Source organism: Chromobacterium sphagni, assembly GCF_001855575.1.
In the GTDB taxonomy this organism is placed as follows: Bacteria; Pseudomonadota; Gammaproteobacteria; order Burkholderiales; family Chromobacteriaceae; genus Chromobacterium; species Chromobacterium sphagni.
On record NZ_MKCS01000001.1, the window covers coordinates 1,475,033 to 1,489,704 of the forward strand.

A 14,672-nucleotide genomic window follows, 5' to 3' on the forward strand; every position below is an offset into this window, starting at 1 on the left:
TCCTGTTATTAGCGTGACAATAACGGCTCCATGGCAAGGAGTCCAGCATGAAAACCGATGATTTCGCCCGTTACTACCAAGACTATCTTTCCCGCCAGTCGTCGCGCTTCGGGATCTCTCCGCGGAGCGCCCTGATTCAGCTGGGCGACGTGATGCAGTGGCCATTGACGGCTGATGGCGAGGATGAAAAAAAAGCGGCCGGTGAGACCCGGCCGCAACGAGAGGACGCGGAGAAACTTGCTGGCCCGCGGCTGCGGCGGGCCGGTTGAGGCTTACTTCAGGTAGGGCAGATAGGGCGCCTCGTCGCGGATGGCGTACACCTTGCCGTTGAGGGTGACGGTGTAGTGGCTGGGGCCGGAAATCGGCAGGTAGTACACCACGTCCAGGCTGACACTCTGTCCGGCGCCCAGGCTCTGCCAGCTGGGCAGCTTCACCGATACCCGGTTGAAGTCGCCTTTCAGGCCGCCGACATTGCTGCCGCTGTGGCCGGTGCTGATCACCTTGAGCCCGAAGCCCGACTGGTCGGCGATATTGGCCGGCGCCGAGGTCGGCACGTCGAACTGGAACTCGGTGCCGCCAGGCAGGGTGGTGCCGGAGCGGTTGGTAATGGTGAGCTTGGGATTGATCGGATAGTTGTTGTCGCCCAGCGCGAAGCCACCCAGGCTGAAGCCGACATCGATGGCCGCCGCCGGGGCCGGCGCGGCGTCGGCGCGGCGGGCGCTGACCTTGGCCGGCTGGCTGAAGGTGTTGTACAGCAGGTTGGTCAGGGTATTGCCGATGTAGTACTCGCCCTGGCCGTTGTTGCGCTGTGCGTTCCAGTCGTAGTCGCCGGCCAGCTCCCAGAACATCACGCCGCCGATGTTGTTGGAATCGATCCAGGCCGCCTTCTGAGCGATCGACTGCTCATCCTCGGTGGACAGGAACACGTTCTTGCCGGCGTTCCACAGCCACGGCGCCGCCAGGGTGGCGTTGTAATTGCGCTGGTAAGTGCCGGTTAGCTGGTTGATCTGCTGGCTGGTGTCGATGCCGTAGGACGCGAGATAGCTGCCGGCGATGCCTTTTTCCAGGTTCTTGGCGTGCCACATCGGGTTGGAGCCGCCGGGGATCTCCTTGCCGTTGTCGTCCAGATCGTGCCAGATATTGTCTATCCCCACCGCGCCGTCGCCGCATTCGGTGAGCCCCGTCGGGCAGTTGCTGCCCACCGCGCTGCCCCACAGGCCATTGCTGCCGCCGATGACGTTCTTCCAGCCGCGGGTGTAGTAGGGCACGCCCATGTTGACGCGGGAGGACGGCAGGCCGCCGCGGTAGTAGTGGTAGGCCCAGTCGGTGTTGAGATAGCCGATATTGCCGTACTGCGCGGTGCCGTAGACGTTCCAGAAGGTCAGTTCGGCGTCCTTGCCGTCGTCGTACAGCGCGGCGTTGGGGCCGACGAAGCGGTTCCACGCGCCGTGCAGGTCATACGACATCACATTGACGAAGTCCAGGTACTTCAGGCCCTGGAAGGTTTCCATGCCGCGCAGCAGGTAGCCGGAGGCCGGCACCGCGGCGGTGATCTGGTAGTAGTGGCCGTCCTGGGCTGCGGCGCGGTCCAGCCGGTCGCGCAGCGTCTGCAGCAGCGCGACATAGCCCTTGGTCAGCGAGCCCAGGCGCGCGTTGGAGAAGGTCCAGTCCAACGGGTTGCCGGCGTTGTTCATCGAGGTCGGGTATTCGAAGTCGATGTCCACGCCGTCAAAGCCGTACTTGCGCAGGAAAGCCACCGCGGAGTCGGAGAAGGCGTTGATGCCGGCCTGATTGACGCTGCCGTCGGCGTTGACGGTCATGCTGTAGAAGCCGCCGCTGGCCACGCGCTTGCCGGAGGCGTCGAAGTAGCCGCCGGTTTCGGCCCAGCCGCCCACCGAGATCAGCGTTTTCACGCCGGGGAATTTGCGCTTGTATTGGGTCAGCAGGTTGAAATGGCCCTTGTATGGCAGGCTGGTGTCCATCTCGGCGCCGGCCACGCCGGGCCAGGTCATGTCGGTGGCCGGGTTGCCGGCTGCGCTGTCGTTGACCGACAGCTGGTTGTTGCCGTCCACATGGGCGAAGGCGTAGTTGATGTGGGTGAGCTTGCCCCACGGGATGTTGTTCACCAGATAGGCCGGGCTGCCGTCCTTGCCGGTGCGCCAGCTGGTGAAGTAGCCGATGATGCGCTTGCGGCTGCCGTTGGCCAGCTGTTCATTGCCGCCTTGCTTGTAGACCGCGCAGTAGGGCACGTCGACGCCGCTGGTCTGCGCCAACGCTTCCGGCCGACACAGCGCGTTGCCGGCGGGAGCGGGCACTTGCACCAGAGGCGGATCGGGCGGGGGATTGGGGTTGCCGCCGCCGCACTGGCCTATCAGTTGCCAGGGGCTGGCGTCGCCGGCCGTAGGGGTATTGCCCTGGGTCCACCATTTTGCCTGCCAGGTCTGGTTCTGGTAGCTGACGCGCTGGCCGCCGGTATAGACGGTGGCCGCGCTCCAGGCCGGATCGGTGCATGTGGCGTCGGCGGTCTTGACCAGCCAGGCGGCCTGCAGCGGCTGGAAGGGGCTGCCGGTGACGGCGCCGGTGCTGGCCAGCAGCGCGGCCCCGCCCAAGGCTCCGGCTGCCAGCCCGCCTTTCAAAAGCATCAGGGTTTTGCTCACTCTGTCCTCCTGTGTTAGTGATGGTAGTGATGGTGCGGCGGTGAAAGATGCGGCCACTTGTATTTAAGTGGTATTAACAAATGGAATGTAGTGGTTAGGATTAAAAATGCCCCTGTTCTTTTTGTCAGGTGTGCTTGAAATCATCGCAATTGAAGGAGTGGCCCGAGGCGTCGCCTTGGACTGACAGGCTGGACTAGAAAGGGCGTGTGCGGTTTTGTTGCGCGGCATCGACCCGTTTGGCCGGCGGCGGACGCGGCGAGGGAGTGGAAGGGAAATCGCCAGGCTGGGACGGAAAAGTGTAGCGCGCCTACGTCACATTGCCGGGAGGGCCGGCAAATGGAGGCAGGATGGCGTGGGCGACAGTAGGTAAATTACATACCAGATACAGACCATCCGGCAGGGGCTGTCAGGAGGTTTTCCAGCGGGCGGAGCCCGCCGGGAGGGGCTCAGTGGTGCGGCGACATCGGGTGGTGATTGGGCGCGGGCAGGAAGCCCTGGCTCAGCAGATGCCAGGCCAGCCAGGCCAGCGCCAGCGCGCCGATGACGGTCGCCGCCATCACCAGCGCCTTGAGCGGCGGACTGAGGCTGGCGTCGCCGGCTTCTTCGCTGTCCGGCGCCGCGGGCTGATTGGGCGCTGTGAGCGCTGCGGGCTCCGGTTCGGTGGCCGGGGCTTCGATTTGAGGCGTGGCCTGGCGGACGGCGACGGACTCCAGGGGCTCGGCGGCGCCGGCAGGGGCGGAGGGGGGGGCGCCCGCGATGCCGGCCTCGCCCAGCATGGCCAGGCGGCGGGTGAGCGGGGAGAGCAGTTGCAGCGGCGGCATGGCGGGCAGGGAGCGGCGCTGTTCGCGGATGATGCGGCTTTCGACGATCACGAACACGGCGGCGAGCAGCGGCACCGCGATCTGCAGCGCCGGGGCCTGCGCGGCCACCCAGTCGCTCCACAGCGGATCGGACACTGCCAGGCTGCCAGCGAGCCAGCCCAGCACCGCCGCGCCGGCGGGGATCAGCAGCGGGTAGCCGTCCATCAGCCTGGCCAGCAACAGGCTGCCGTACATCAGCAAGGGCACGCTGAGCAGCAGGCCGAAAAGCAGGAACAGCAGGCTGCCCTGGGCGGCGGCGGCCAGCGCCACCACATTGTCCAGGCTTAGCGCCAGGTCGGCGCTCACCACCAGCATCACCGCGTTCCACAGCTGCCGGCTGTGCCCGGCCTGTTGCGCCAGCTGCGCGCCGTCGTCGCCCGCGCCGTCTTCCCCCAGCAATAGCTGTATGGCGATCACCAGCAGGACGGCGGCGCCTATCAGCTTGAGCATCGGCACCATCAGCAGCACGCCGGTGAGGGCGGTGAGCAGGAGGCGCAGCGCGATGGCGAAGCCGGTGCCCCACAGCACCGCGCGGCGGCGCAGCTCGTCCGGCAGCGCGCGGCAGGCCAGCGCGATCACCAGCGCGTTGTCGCCACTGAGGATCAGGTCGAGAAACGAGACCTGGAAAGTCAGGCCGAAGGCGTGGGCTAGGCTGTCGGGTTCCATGGATTCATCCAGTATGAGGCGTTAGCCCAGGCTGCCGACCAGGCCGGAATACAGGCTGAAGCCGGCGACCAGGACAAACAGCGCCGCCAGCAGCAGGCGGTAGCCGCGCCCGGGCTTCAGCGGCGGGGGGAGCTCGCGGCTGGCCAGCCAGTACAGTCCGGCCAGCATGACCGGCAGCAGCAAGGCATTGGCGACCGAGGTGGCGATGGACAGCTTGACCAGATTGACGCCCGACGACACCAGCGCGCCGGTCACCATCAGCATCGCCGCGAAGCTGCCGTAGAACCACGGGGCTTCCAGCGGATGTTTTTCCAGCGATTCGCGCTTGCCGGCCAACTCGCCCAGCGTCCAGGCGCTGGACAGGCACACCACGATGGTGGCGACCAGCGCGCCGCCGGACAGCGCCAGCGCGAACAGCAGCTTGCCGCCGGTGGGGCCCAACAAGAGGGTGAAGCCGCCGGCGATTTGCGGGATGGTGTCCAGGCTCTCGCCGCCAGCGCCGTTGCCGAAGGCTGCCGCGGCGGCGATCAGGATCCCGGCGGTGATCACCTGGCACAAGATGGCGCCGATCAGCGTGTCCAGCCGCGCCGGTTTCAGGTCGGCCAGCGTCAGTCCCTTGTCCAGCATCGCCGACTGCTGGTAGCACAGCGTCCACGGCATGATGCAGGTGCCAATGTTGGCGGCGGCGAGCAGCAGGAAGTCGTGGTTGCCCAGCGGCAGTTGGGTGAGCTGGGCCAGCATCTGGCCGGGATCGGGCCTGGCCAGCCAGGCTTCGGCCAGGAAGGCCAGCTCGAACACGCCCAGGCCAATGGCGATGCGTTCTACCGAACGGTAACTGCCGGTGCAGACCATAATGAAAATCAGCGCACACAATAGCCCTATGGTGTGCCACACCGGGATGCCGAACAACTGGCCGACGCCGGCCAGGCCGCTGAGCTGGGTGGCCAGCGCCCCCAGGCAACTGGTCAGCAGCAGGGCTGCCGAAGCCAGTTCGGCGCGACGTCCCCAGCGCTGGCGCACCAACTCGCCATAGCTTTTCCCGGTGCCCAGCGCCAGCCGTATCGTCAGCTCCTGCGCCATGTAGAGTAGCGGAATCAAGAGCAGCAGCAGCGGCAGCATGCGGTAGCCCCAGTGCGCGCCGCTCTGCGCCGCGGCGATCACGCTGCCAGTTTCGGTATCGGCCAGCATCACCACCAGGCCGGGGCCGATGGCTGCCAGCAGATGGCGCAGTCGGCGCAGCGTGGCGGCTTGCAGCAGCATGCCGGCTTCGCTCATGGCTTGGCCCCGGCGGGGCCGTTCTTCAGATCATGCAGCAGCGCCGAATCCGGCGACAGCACCAGCACCGGCGAGGAGTCGGCGAGCGACTGGCGGTAGGTCTGCAGCGAGCGGTAGAACTTGTAGAACTTGGGGTCGCGGCTGAAGGCCTGGGCCAAGGTGCGACCGGCCTCGGCGTCGGCCTCGCCATGGGTGATGGCGCTTTGGCGCTGCGCCTCGGACAGGATCACGGTGCGGTCGCGGTCGGCCTTGGCCTGGATCTGCTGCGCCCATTCCGCGCCCTGGGCGCGCAATTCCTTGGCTTCCTGCTGGCGCGCCGATTTCATCCGGTCGTAGATGGCCTGGCTGGTTTCCAGCGGCAGGTCGGCGCGGTGCAGCTGCACCTCGGTCACCTCCAGGCCCAGCGGGCGGGCGCGTTCGGTCACCTCCTGCTGGATGCGCGCGACGATGGCGAGGCGGCGCGGCGACAGCAGGTCGGAGAGCGGCGCCTTGCCCAGCTCGCGCCTGAGCGAGGTGCTCACCAGCTGGGTCAGCTGCGCGCGCGCCTGCTCCTCGGTGCGCAGCGCCTGGTAGAAGCGCAGGGTGTCGGCGATGCGGTAGCGGGTGTAGGTTTCCACCTCCAGCCGCTTCTCGTCGCCCAGGATCACCTGTTCCGGCGGCGGCGCCAGCATCTGCAGTCGGGTGTCGTAATACTGCACGCTGTCTATCAGCGGCCACTTGAACTTGAGGCCGGGTTCGCTGTTGACGTCCACCGGCGCGCCCAGCCGCACCACCAGCGCCTTTTGCCCCTCGTTCAGCGTGTATTGCGCCGACAACGCCAGCCACAGGCCGGCGATGCCCGCCGCCCAGCCGATTCCGCGCCATTGCCTGTTCATCAGCGGTTCTCCTTGCCGGCGGCCTTGGGTTTGTCCTGCAGCTGCAGCAGCGGCAGCACGCCGCTGCCGTTCTTGCCGGAGCCGTCTATCACCACCTTGCTGGCCTTTTTCAGCATGTCGTCCATGCTTTCCAGATACAGGCGCCAGGCGGTGACGTCCTTGGCCTGGGCATAGGTCTGGTAGACCGAGCCGAAGCGCTTGGCCTCGCCCTGGGCCAGGTTGATCACCTGGCTGCGGTAGGCTTCCGACTCCTGGCGGATGCGTTCGGCCTCGCCGCGCGCCTTGGGCAGGATGTCATTGCTGTAGGCCTGCGCCTCGTTGCGGGCGCGCTCCTGGTCGGCGCGGGCGCGCTGCACGTCGTTGAAGGCGTCTATCACCGCCGCCGGCGGGTCCACCCGCTGCAGCTGGACCTGTGTGATCAGGACGCCGGCCTGCTGCGCGTCCAGCCGCTGCTGGATCAGGGCGCGGGTTTCCTCGGCCACCTGTTGGCGGCGGTTGGACATCGCCGCCTGGATCGGGGTGCGCGAGATCACCTCGCGCAGCGCACCTTCGGCGGTGATGCGCAGCGCCAGTTCGGGCTCCTTGGCGCGGAACAGGAACTGGCCGGCGTCCTTGATGCGCCAGAACACCGCGCAGTCAGCCTCGACGATGTTCTCGTCGCCGGTCAGCATTTGCTTTTCGCGCGGATCGGCGGCGTCCGGTGGCGAGCCTTCGTAGATATTGGCCAGCTTCAGCTGCTTGATCTGGGTGACCTTGGGCAGCTGGATGGTCTCCACCGGCCACGGCAGATGATAGTGCAGGCCAGCCGAGGTGGTGTCGCTCCAACTGCCGAAGCGCTGCACCACGCCCTGTTCGTCCGGCTCCACCCGGTAGATGCCGGAGGCGAGCCAGCCGACGGCGATCAGCCCGCCCAGCAGCGCCAGGCCCTTGCCCCGCATGCCGAGCAGCTCCAGCGTATGGTCGGCGCGCCGGCTCAGGGAGGCGAGCGGCGAGTCCGGAGCGGGCGGAAGAGGAGGGGTAGGGCTCTGCATGCGGGGCGTATCCTGATTTTAACCATGCTATTAGTTGGGTTTAACGCGGCGGATGCCGACAGGATGACATCCGTTGCCAATTTAACCTATTGCGGCAAGCTTTGGCGGACGGCAAGCGCGCGCCGATTTTACCTTTATTGCATATCGTGGCGCGGCGGACGTATGCTGGCTTATCGGGCAGATGGCCGGTGAACGGCGCCGGCAGCTTCGTTGCCCGTCTGAAGGGGTCTGTGGATGCAACCGTTGACGCGATTCTTATTGAAGGTAGCTGGAGGCGTGCTGGCGCTGATCATCCTGGCGAATGTGCTGGACAAGACCGTGTTGAGCTGGACCGTGATCAACCCCGGCTATACCGGCATCAAGATCAACCGGCTGGTGGACCGCGGCATCAGCAAGGAAAACGTGGTTACCGGCTTTGTGTTCTTCAATCCGATCCAGAGCGTGGTGGTGGTGTATCCCACCTTCGTCCAGCGCGAGGTGTGGACCCGCTCCGCCAACGAAGGCGGGGCCTCCAACGAGGAATTGAGTTTCAACACCAAGGATTCAGTGCCGGTGTCGATAGACGTGGCGGTGTCCTATCTGCTGAGCGCCGACAAGGTGCCGGCGTTCTACACCCGCTTTCGCGCCGACGACATCAGCAACTGGACCCACGGCTATCTGCGCGACACCGCGCGCAACATCGTGGTGGCCATCGGTTCGGAATACAGCTTCGACGACGTCAACGGCGTGAAGAAGGAGGAGTTTCTCAGTCGGGTGGCGGCGGAGCTTAACCGGCGTACCATGCCGATAGGCGTTTCCATCCAGCAGTTCGGCCTGGTTGGCGCGCTGCGGCCGCCGCCGGAACTGGCGAATGCGGTGAATGCCAAGACCAAGGCGATCCAGGACTCGATCCGCACCGAGAACGAAGTGCGCGCAGCCACCGCCGAGGCGAAGAAGAAGGTGGCCATCGCCGAAGGCGAGGCGGCCGCCAACCGCGCGCTGGCCTCTTCCTTGGACGACAGGCTGCTGGCCTGGGAGAGGCTGAAGCTGCAGCGCGCCTATATCGACAAATGGAACGGCCAGATGCCCAGCGTGGTCAGCGGCGGAGACGGCGGCGGCATGCTGCTCAACCTGCCGGCGCCGGCGCAGAAATGACTGCGTCAGATCAAGCCGCAGGGCTGGATTTGACGTTAGCATGACTCATGGCCGGCTACGGTCGGCCATCCCTACCCACCCAGGAGCTTGCCCATGTTTCCCGAATACCGCGATCTGATTTCCCGCCTGAAAACCGAAGATCCGCATTTTGGCCGCCTGTTCGACCTGCACAACCAGCTGGATCAGCAGATCAAGAACATGGAAGCGCGCATTGTCCAGGCCTCGGCGCTGGAGATTGAAAACCTGAAGAAGGAAAAACTGAAGCTGAAGGATGAACTGTACGTCCTGTTGAAAGCGCACACGTCCTGAGTTCGCTGCCGCCGTTTTCTCCATCCGCCGGAGCCATGCGCTCCGGTTTTGCATTTCCGGTCAGCGCATTGAGAAAGTTGCGACTAAAACTAAAAAACAATTCCAGACCACGGGGAAGGCCTCCATGCATTTCGATGAAATCCACAGCAGCCATTTTGTCACCCTCAGCCGCACCCCGTTGCCGCACACCCTGATCGAGCAGGCGCTGGTCAATATCGGCGGCGGCGGCAACGAGGGCATGAATTTCCGCAAGCAGGCGCTGGCCGCCGCCGGCTGGCACTACGATGGCTTGGTGCCGTTCGCCAAGCATCCGGACAAGGCCGCCCAGGCTTTCAACCGCCTGCGCGCGGCACTGGCGTCTTTTACCACCGCCGAGCAGTTGATGGCGGAGCTGGAGGCCGAGTAGGCGTGATTGCCAGCGCCGGGCGCGCTGGTGGACAATAGCGCCGCGCCGGTCCTTTCGGCGCCGGCGCGGCCCAGACTGCGGCGCTGAATGGATAGCCAGGAGGCGCAATGGGCAAGCGGGTGTTCGGCAGCATCGATTCTTTTGTGGAAAGCCCGGAAGCCGATCTCAAGCTGGGGCGGCTGGTTGCCAACTTCGGTTTTCTGCAGGCCTTGCTGCGTTATGCGGATTTCGACGAATTCCATCTGTTCTGCCCCACGCTGGACAACCTGAAGCTGGTGCAGCAGCGGCTGGAGGCCTGCGTCGACGACGCGCTGCTGTCCAAGGTGGTGTTGTCCCATCATTTCAATGTGCCGGACGCGCTGTCGCGCACCGACTTTTCCGCTTTCCACCTGGGCGACTGGTACTGGTATCTGTCCAAGATGGCGCGCCTGCGCGCGCGCCATGCCAGCCATCCGCTGCCCCTGACCGCACCGATCCACAGCCTGAACGGCGGCGACATGTTCGACAAAGTGGCGGCGCTGGCCGCCGCGCCGCTGCTGCCGGGGGACGCGCTGTTCTGCACCTCCACGCTGGGCATGGGGGTGGTGGAGCGCCATCTCGATCACGCGATGGCGGGCGGCACCGGCAGCCGGCCAGCCTGCCGGTTGCTGCCATTGGGCGTGGACGAGGAGTATTTCACCCGGCGCGACCGCGCCGCCAGCCGCAAGCAGCTGGGCCTGGCGGATGGCGGCTTCTATCTGCTCTATGTCGGCAGGCTGTCGGCCGCCACCAAGGCCGACCTGGTGCCGATGCTGTATCTGCTGGCCCGCTTGCGGCTGGAGGGGCCGGGCACCGACTGGCGGCTGCTGCTGGCCGGCGGTGCTTCGGCCAGCGATCTGGACAATCTCAGGCAGGTGGTGGCGGAGTTGAGGTTGGAAGGCGCGGTAGCCGTGCTCGGGCCGGTCAGCGACGCCGACAAGCACGCGCTGCTGAGCGCGGCCGAGGTGTTCGTGTCGCCGGTGGACAATTTCCAGGAAACCTTCGGCATCTCCATCATCGAGGCGATGGCTGCCGGTTTGCCGGTGGTGGCGTCCGATTTCGACGGCTACCGCGACCTGGTGCGCGATGGCGATACCGGCTTCCGCATTCCCACCCTGGCCACCCGGCCGCCGCAAGTGGTGGGCGATATGCTGGAGGTGCTGGAGCCCAACCTGTCCTCGCTGATCTATGCCCAAGGCGTGGCGCTGGACATGGATGCGTTTGGCCGGCGGTTGATGGCGCTGGCCGACAATCCCGCTTTGCGTCGGCAGATGGGCGAGCGCGGACGGGCCGTGGCGCAGGCGGAATATTCCTGGCGCGCGGTGATCCAGGGCTACGACGCGGCCTGGCGCCAGCTCAAGCGCGAGGCCGACGCGGCCGGATTGCCGCCGGCGGCGGCGCAGGGCAGGCCGGCCATGTCGGCCATCTTCCACGACTACCCGACGCGCCATCTGGCGGATGAGTTGATGTTGGAGTTGACCGCGTTGGCGCATGCCATCCTGCGCGCCGAGCTGCCGATGCCGGCCACCTATGCCGAAGTGGCGCTGCTGGGCAGCGGCGAGCTGCTCAGCCACACGGTGCAGGCGCTGCTGGCCGGGCCGCAGACGGCGGCATCGATCCGGCGCATGGTGCAGGGCCAATTGCCGGTGGCCGCCGACCATATCGACTACCAACTGGGCTGGCTGCTCAAATACGGCCTGTTGCGGCTGGCGGGGTGATACCGGCGCCTCCTGGCTAGGATAGGCAGCGCCGGATTCGCTCATGCCGGCTGCGGCTGGTCCAGCAGCCGGTGGCCGTAGGAGTTGTCTATGGTGCAGCGCCAGTCGCCATTGGCGTCCAGGCCGAACACATAGGTGGCGTCGCGGCAGGTTTCACCCAGCTGATCCGACCTGATGCGGGTTTTGGCCAGCACCAGCGCGGTATTGCCGTTTTGCAGGATGTGCAGCGCGTCCTGGGTCACCTGCAGGCTGTGGTTGAAGTAGGCGGCGATGGCGACGAAAGCCTGGCGGATCTGCGCCTTGCCGCTGGCGTTCTGCCCGGGACGGATCACCAGCACGGCGTCGTCGGCGTAGAAATCCAGCAGCCGGTCAAAGTCTTCCGCGTTGATGGCCGCGTCGGCGGCGGCGACCAGCCGGGCGATGGGATGGTTGTGCATCTGGGGTCCTGGATGGGTTCAATACCGGATTCACGGTAAATGCGTTTGACATTTTCGGCAAGGGGCCGCGCCGCGTCAGTCGCTGCGGTAGTGGCGGCGGATGGCTTGGAGACGGCCATCGGCGCGGATGCGGTTGAGCGCGTCCTGCAGCCGCCTGATCCGCTCCGGCGGCGTTTTCCGGTTCAGCGCGAACCAGTATTCCCGCTTGCCGTCCAGCAGCAGCGCGGGGGTGACCGATTTTTCCGGCTCCCTTTGCAGGCGCAGCTGCCAGGCCATCGCCCAATCCAGCATGGCCACCAGATCCAGGCGTCCCAGTTGCAGTTTTTTCAGGTTGGTGGCGTCGCTGCGGCCGATATCCAGCGCGCTGCCCGACTGCAAGCCCTGCGCGGCGAGCTGATTGGCCGCGGCCGAGCCGGCCAGCGCGCCATTGTGGTAGCGCTGCAGATCGTTCTGCGAAGCGATGCGGATGTCGTCGCGCGCCGCCAGCCGGTACAGGTAGATGCGGCGCGGGCCGATGGGGCCGACCCAGAGGAATTGCTGCTCGCGCTCCGGCGTGCGCACGATGGTGTATAGCAGCGTGTCCGGTGTTTCCTCGACTTTGGCGTAGGCCCGCAGCCAGGGCAGGGCATCGATGTCGAGGCTCAGGCCGGCCTCCTTGGCCACCAGTCGCAGCACTTCGGTCGAGTATCCTTTTATGCTGCCGCCATCAAGATAGTTGAGCGGCGGCACATCCTCGGTATAGGCGTGAATGTCTGTTGCCGCGGCGGTGCCGCTGCAGCAGCATGCCGCCGCTATCAGCATCGCGATATTTCTGGCCACTGTGTTTCCCCCTATCCCGCCCATTGCCCTTGCTGTTATGACTGACAGCATAGGAAAGCAAGATTACCATTTTGGCGGCGGCGGCGAGATGGCTTCAGCGGCGGCGGAAACTCAGAAGCAGCACGTCGCGGGTACCTTCGCGGCCGGGGTCCAGTTGCGCCACCGGGGTGACGCCGTGCAGCACGCGTTCGTCGTTGACCAGGGCGATATCCAGCGGATCGCTGAGCGTGAATTCGGCCATAGGCTGGTGCTCCAGGTCGTAGAGTTCGGTGGCGCCGTTCACCAGATTGCTCCGCCGCACCATCATCATCAGCAGGAAGTGCACGCCGTCGCGGTGTATGCCTTCGGGGGTGGGCTTGCCATGCTGGCGGTTGCGGGCTTCGATGCGGAACTGGTGGGCCTCGATATGCCAGTGGGTATAGGGGGCCAGCTTGCCGAACACTGCGCAGCCCAGGCCCAGCACCGACTGCATGGTGGCCCCCAGCAGGATCTCGTTGCGTATCGGCTCGAAGTGGCGGGCAACGCCGCCGTTGAGCGGGTTGTACTGCCGGCTTTGATAATGGGGCTGGTGAGCTTCGGCCCGGGCGCGCCGCGCCGACGGTTCGGCGCTGAGGGTAGCGTGCAGCCGCTGGCGGTAGCTGCCGCCGTCGGCCATGAATTTGTCCTGCTGCAGATGGTTCCAGCTGTCTTGGAATGCGGTCCAGTCGGCCAGCCCGTCCGGATCGTGCTGGAGCAGCAGGCTGCGCGACAGCTGGGCCGGCAGCAGGCAGAAATCCTGGCGCGCCATGCGCTGGCACAGAGTTTCCAGTTGAATGTCCTGATTTTGCAGCGTGTGCAGCTGGGCGGCGCTGAGTGCTGTTGTCATCTTTGTCTCCCCGGTTCTTGTCATTTGTTTACTGATTCTGCGACAAATGCATGAAAAAACAAACAATTTTATTTAAATTGAATTGCACGTTTCCATGCAAAACAGTTGTGACATGAATAAATACCTGAAGAGCCCGCCATGGCTTGGCTGAAGTTGCGCAATGCTGCAAGATGGCCGTGCCGCAAGCGTTGCCGGCATTATGGTTCCATCAGATTACAAGGAGTGAAACAGCCTTATGAGCCTCTGGTTTCCTGTCGTCCGCCGTTTCATCGTCATCCGCATGCTGCTGGCCAGGCCCAGGCTGGTGTGGTCGGCGCTGTTCGGCCTGTTGGTGGTGTTGTGCCTGCCCTATCTCGTCGCGATGCACGACGTCACCCGCTACATCGTCGGCTGGAACGCCGGCGCCTGGCTGTATCTGGCCTTGGTGGCCTGGATGATGTTCGGTCCGCGTCAGCAGCAGATCCGCCATTGGGCGCGGCTGGAGGACGAGGGCCAGTGGCTGGTGATGCTGCTGGTGGTGCTGGCGGCGATCGCCAGCCTGGCGGCCATCGTGATGGAGCTGGCGGTGGTCAAGGACATGCATGGCTGGCTGCGCGGCGCGCACATTCTGCTGGCGGTGATGACGTTGCTGTCGTCGTGGGCGTTCACCCATGTGATGTTCGCGCTGCATTACGCGCGCAATTTTTATGCCGAGCATGCGCGCGGCGGATCGGGCGGGCTGGAGTTTCCCGGCACCCGGTTGCCGGATTACGCCGACTTCCTCTATTTCGCCTTCATCATAGGCACCTCCGGCCAGACCGCCGACGTCAGCTTCACCGATAGCCGCCAGCGCCGCACCGGCACCGCGCATTGCGTGTTGTCCTTCTTCTTCAACGCCACCGTGCTGGCGCTGATGATCAATATCGCCGCCGGATTGATCTGAGCCGGCCGGCGCAAGGCAAAACGCCACCGGCAAGCGGTGGCGTTTTCTATCGTCGGCCTGCGGCTCAGGCGTCGGGCGGCTCGGTGTCGATGAAGGACTGGCGGGTGGACAGCCTTTGCAGCAGCGCGTCCAGGTTGGGATGGCTGGCGCGCCAGTCCAGTTCCGGCGCGCGGAAGTCCAGATAGCCCAGGCAGCAGCCCACCGCGATGTCGGCCAGGCTGTAGCCGTTGCTGGTGCACCATGGTTTCTCCCCCAGATCCTGCGACAGGGTTTGCAAGCCGCGGACGATCTTGCCGCGCTGGCGTTCCACCACTTCCTCCATCTGCTTTTCCGGCGGGCGGCGGCGCTCCAGCACGATGGCGACCATCGCGTCTATGATGCCGTCGGCCAGCGCTTCCCAGCGCCGGGTGCCTATCAGCTGGCGATTGTCCTGCGGCAGCAGCCGCGAAACCGGCGAGCTGTTGTCCAGGTATTCGACGATGACGCGCGAGTCGTACAGCGTGGAACCGTCGTCCAGTTCCAGCGCCGGCACCTTGCCCAGGGGGTTGAATTCCGGGACGCGGCTGTCCTCGCTCCAGGGCGTGTCCTCCTCAAGCGGGCAGTCGATTTTCTTTTCAGCCAGCACGATGCGGACCTTGCGGGCGTAAGGGCTGGTCAAAGAAGCGATCAGTTTCATGTTC

The 14,672-nt window shown here is 65.4% G+C and carries 15 protein-coding genes; 6 read left to right on the top strand and 9 right to left on the bottom strand.

Annotation, left to right across the window (positions count from 1 at the left end; all coding sequences use genetic code 11):
* The first annotated feature begins 47 nt into the window (after positions 1–47).
* Complete coding sequence (locus BI347_RS07115) at positions 48–269, top strand: hypothetical protein (protein ID WP_071114602.1); 222 nt, start codon at positions 48–50, stop codon at positions 267–269.
* Between the two features lie 3 nt (positions 270–272).
* Here the strand turns inward: BI347_RS07115 and BI347_RS07120 are convergent, their stop codons facing one another.
* The 5 genes from BI347_RS07120 to hflK form a co-directional block, all read right to left on the bottom strand.
* Positions 273–2,657 (bottom strand): chitinase C-terminal domain-containing protein, encoded by a 2,385-nt coding sequence (locus BI347_RS07120; RefSeq protein WP_071115586.1) that lies wholly within the window; start codon positions 2,655–2,657, stop codon positions 273–275.
* Between the two features lie 446 nt (positions 2,658–3,103).
* On the bottom strand, positions 3,104–4,183 hold the full coding sequence (locus BI347_RS07125) for a YjbE family putative metal transport protein (protein ID WP_071115587.1): 1,080 nt from the start codon (positions 4,181–4,183) through the stop codon (positions 3,104–3,106).
* A 21-nt stretch (positions 4,184–4,204) separates the two neighbouring features.
* Complete coding sequence (locus BI347_RS07130) at positions 4,205–5,458, bottom strand: NRAMP family divalent metal transporter (protein ID WP_071114605.1); 1,254 nt, start codon at positions 5,456–5,458, stop codon at positions 4,205–4,207.
* Positions 5,455–6,333: a protease modulator HflC gene (gene hflC / locus BI347_RS07135; RefSeq protein WP_071114606.1), complete on the bottom strand. Its 879-nt coding sequence runs from the start codon at positions 6,331–6,333 to the stop codon at positions 5,455–5,457. Before hflC ends, BI347_RS07130 begins: the two co-directional genes overlap by 4 nt.
* Entirely contained in the window at positions 6,333–7,364 is a 1,032-nt protein-coding gene (hflK, locus tag BI347_RS07140; protein ID WP_071114607.1) for an FtsH protease activity modulator HflK, read from the bottom strand. The genes hflC and hflK overlap by 1 nt, the downstream gene beginning before the upstream one ends.
* 243 nt (positions 7,365–7,607) lie before the next feature.
* On the opposite strand from hflK, the gene BI347_RS07145 reads away from it, so the two are divergent.
* The 4 genes from BI347_RS07145 (at position 7,608) to BI347_RS07160 (ending at position 10,949) form a co-directional block, all read left to right on the top strand.
* Positions 7,608–8,498, top strand: a complete 891-nt coding sequence (locus BI347_RS07145; RefSeq protein ID WP_204378011.1) for an SPFH domain-containing protein — start codon at positions 7,608–7,610, stop codon at positions 8,496–8,498.
* Between the two features lie 93 nt (positions 8,499–8,591).
* The gene (locus tag BI347_RS07150; RefSeq protein ID WP_071114609.1) at positions 8,592–8,807 is read left to right on the top strand and encodes an HP1242/YdcH family protein; all 216 of its coding nucleotides are present in this window, start codon (positions 8,592–8,594) and stop codon (positions 8,805–8,807) included.
* 124 nt (positions 8,808–8,931) lie between these two features.
* The gene (locus BI347_RS07155; protein WP_071114610.1) at positions 8,932–9,213 is read left to right on the top strand and encodes a hypothetical protein; all 282 of its coding nucleotides are present in this window, start codon (positions 8,932–8,934) and stop codon (positions 9,211–9,213) included.
* A gap of 107 nt (positions 9,214–9,320) precedes the next feature.
* The gene (locus BI347_RS07160; RefSeq protein WP_071115588.1) at positions 9,321–10,949 is read left to right on the top strand and encodes a glycosyltransferase family 4 protein; all 1,629 of its coding nucleotides are present in this window, start codon (positions 9,321–9,323) and stop codon (positions 10,947–10,949) included.
* A gap of 41 nt (positions 10,950–10,990) precedes the next feature.
* On the opposite strand, the gene BI347_RS07165 is transcribed toward BI347_RS07160, so the two are convergent.
* The 3 genes from BI347_RS07165 to BI347_RS07175 form a co-directional block, all read right to left on the bottom strand.
* Positions 10,991–11,386 carry a YybH family protein gene (locus BI347_RS07165; RefSeq protein ID WP_071115589.1) on the bottom strand — a complete coding sequence of 132 codons (396 nt, stop codon included), beginning with the start codon at positions 11,384–11,386 and terminating at the stop codon, positions 10,991–10,993.
* A gap of 75 nt (positions 11,387–11,461) precedes the next feature.
* Positions 11,462–12,205 carry a substrate-binding periplasmic protein gene (locus BI347_RS07170; protein WP_239690839.1) on the bottom strand — a complete coding sequence of 248 codons (744 nt, stop codon included), beginning with the start codon at positions 12,203–12,205 and terminating at the stop codon, positions 11,462–11,464.
* A gap of 94 nt (positions 12,206–12,299) precedes the next feature.
* Positions 12,300–13,070 carry a 2OG-Fe dioxygenase family protein gene (locus BI347_RS07175; protein WP_204378012.1) on the bottom strand — a complete coding sequence of 257 codons (771 nt, stop codon included), beginning with the start codon at positions 13,068–13,070 and terminating at the stop codon, positions 12,300–12,302.
* A gap of 235 nt (positions 13,071–13,305) precedes the next feature.
* Between BI347_RS07175 and BI347_RS07180 the strand changes: the two genes are divergently transcribed.
* Complete coding sequence (locus tag BI347_RS07180; RefSeq protein ID WP_071114614.1) at positions 13,306–13,992, top strand: DUF1345 domain-containing protein; 687 nt, start codon at positions 13,306–13,308, stop codon at positions 13,990–13,992.
* Between the two features lie 64 nt (positions 13,993–14,056).
* Here BI347_RS07180 and BI347_RS07185 read toward each other — a convergent pair whose 3' ends face one another.
* Complete coding sequence (locus BI347_RS07185; RefSeq protein WP_071114615.1) at positions 14,057–14,668, bottom strand: glutathione S-transferase; 612 nt, start codon at positions 14,666–14,668, stop codon at positions 14,057–14,059.
* Positions 14,669–14,672: the final 4 nt, after the last annotated feature.

Bases quoted from the DNA above. Each gene is read 5' to 3' on its own strand.
- BI347_RS07150 (WP_071114609.1), top strand. From the start codon at position 8,592: ATGTTTCCCGAATACCGCGATCTGATTTCCCGCCTGAAAACCGAAGAT.
- BI347_RS07130 (WP_071114605.1), bottom strand. From the start codon at position 5,458: ATGAGCGAAGCCGGCATGCTGCTGCAAGCCGCCACGCTGCGCCGACTG.
- BI347_RS07160 (WP_071115588.1), top strand. From the start codon at position 9,321: ATGGGCAAGCGGGTGTTCGGCAGCATCGATTCTTTTGTGGAAAGCCCG.
- BI347_RS07155 (WP_071114610.1), top strand. From the start codon at position 8,932: ATGCATTTCGATGAAATCCACAGCAGCCATTTTGTCACCCTCAGCCGC.
- hflK (WP_071114607.1), bottom strand. From the start codon at position 7,364: ATGCAGAGCCCTACCCCTCCTCTTCCGCCCGCTCCGGACTCGCCGCTC.
- BI347_RS07180 (WP_071114614.1), top strand. From the start codon at position 13,306: ATGAGCCTCTGGTTTCCTGTCGTCCGCCGTTTCATCGTCATCCGCATG.
- hflC (WP_071114606.1), bottom strand. From the start codon at position 6,333: ATGAACAGGCAATGGCGCGGAATCGGCTGGGCGGCGGGCATCGCCGGC.
- BI347_RS07165 (WP_071115589.1), bottom strand. From the start codon at position 11,386: ATGCACAACCATCCCATCGCCCGGCTGGTCGCCGCCGCCGACGCGGCC.
- BI347_RS07185 (WP_071114615.1), bottom strand. From the start codon at position 14,668: ATGAAACTGATCGCTTCTTTGACCAGCCCTTACGCCCGCAAGGTCCGC.
- BI347_RS07115 (WP_071114602.1), top strand. From the start codon at position 48: ATGAAAACCGATGATTTCGCCCGTTACTACCAAGACTATCTTTCCCGC.
- BI347_RS07125 (WP_071115587.1), bottom strand. From the start codon at position 4,183: ATGGAACCCGACAGCCTAGCCCACGCCTTCGGCCTGACTTTCCAGGTC.
- BI347_RS07175 (WP_204378012.1), bottom strand. From the start codon at position 13,070: ATGACAACAGCACTCAGCGCCGCCCAGCTGCACACGCTGCAAAATCAG.